Genomic DNA, 1,521 nt, shown 5'->3' with positions numbered 1-1,521 from the left:
TACTCCAGCCGCACTTGGAGATCTCGGTGTGGTGGAGGTCGGGACGTGAGACGGCCACCGCTGCGATCGTGTGGGTGTGTTGGAACCATACGAGCGGCGGTGGCCGTGCTGTCCAATGTAGTGGAGATCGACCCGGTTTTCTGGGTGGATGGGTTTGAGGAGCTGTTCTCGCAGGTGGTGGCGCCGTTCTTCGGTCGGCGGGAGCCGCGGTTGCGGGCACGCGGCTATCTGCTGGGGTTGCTGAGTTCGCTGGAGCGTAAGAACGGCTGGTCGCTGGCGGAGTTCGCCGGGGACAAGACGCCGGATGGGATGCAGCGGCTGCTGAATCACGCGCGCTGGGACGCCGGCCTGGTGCGGGACGCGCTGCGGGCGCAGGTGGCTGAACGGATCGGCTCGCCGGCCGGGGTGCTGGCGGTGGACGACACCGGGTTTGAGAAGAAGGGCCTGCGCTCGGCCGGGGTGCAACGCCAGTACACGGGGACCGCAGGGAAGATCACGAATTGTCAGATCGGGGTGTTCTGCTCGTATGTGAACCCCGACCGGCAGCGGGTGCTGATCGACCGGGAGCTGTATCTGCCGGCCTCCTGGTTCACCGGGCCCGACCGGCTGGCGGATGCGGGGGTTCCGGACGGGACGGTGTTCGCGACCAAGCCCGAACTCGCCTGGCGGATGATCGAACGGGCCGCCGACGACCCACTGCTGGTGTTCGGGTGGGTCACCGGCGACGAGGCCTACGGCGACAACACCGAACTACGCGACCGCTGCCGGGCACGGGGCCTGAACCACGTGTTCGCCGTCTCCTGCGACCACCCGATCACGCTCGCCGGGACCAAGACCCGGGCGGACCACGCCATCGCCGCCCTGGACTCCGGTGCCTGGCAACGCTACTCCTGCGGTGACGGAGCCAAGGGCCGCCGTTTCTACGACTGGGCCTGGATCGAAGTCGCCGACCGGGACCGGGTGCTGGCCCGCCGCTCGATCAGCAACCCCGGCGACCTGGCGTTCTACCGGTGCTGGGCCACCCGCCCGGCCGGCCTGCCCGAACTCGTGCGCGTCGCCGGCTCCAGGTGGAGCATCGAGGAATGCTTCCAGGCCACCAAGAACGAGGTCGGTCTCGACCACTACCAGGTTCGCACGCACATGGCCTGGTACCGGCACATCACCCTCGCGATGGTCGCCCACACCCACCTGGCCCTCCTCGCCGCCGAACAGCACCCACCACCCGACCCACCCGACCCCACACCCACAGGCGAGGACCACGACGGCCTCGCCACACAGGGGGCCCGACCCCACGGGACGAACACACCCCGACCCGACGAACGGTGACGATCCCGGCGACCTGATCCACCTCACCGTCAACGAGATCCGCCGCCTCCACGCCCACCTCACCCAACCCCAACATCCACCACAACACCGAATCCGATGGTCACGCTGGCGACGCCGCCACCAAGCCCGCGCCCGCCACCACCACTACCAACGACAACAACGCCTCATCGATCACTAAATGCGGCTGGAGTACTA

The 1,521-nt window shown here is 68.2% G+C and carries 1 protein-coding gene; it reads left to right on the top strand.

The window, feature by feature from the left end; translation table 11 throughout:
- The first annotated feature begins 120 nt into the window (after positions 1–120).
- Positions 121–1,326, top strand: a complete 1,206-nt coding sequence (locus tag DPM19_RS34655) for an IS701 family transposase (protein ID WP_456049255.1) — start codon at positions 121–123, stop codon at positions 1,324–1,326.
- The last annotated feature ends 195 nt before the right edge of the window (positions 1,327–1,521 follow it).

This window comes from Actinomadura craniellae (assembly GCF_003289645.1).
Taxonomy (GTDB): domain Bacteria; phylum Actinomycetota; class Actinomycetes; order Streptosporangiales; family Streptosporangiaceae; genus Actinomadura_D; species Actinomadura_D craniellae.
This window is presented reverse-complemented; position numbering and strand designations above follow the sequence as displayed.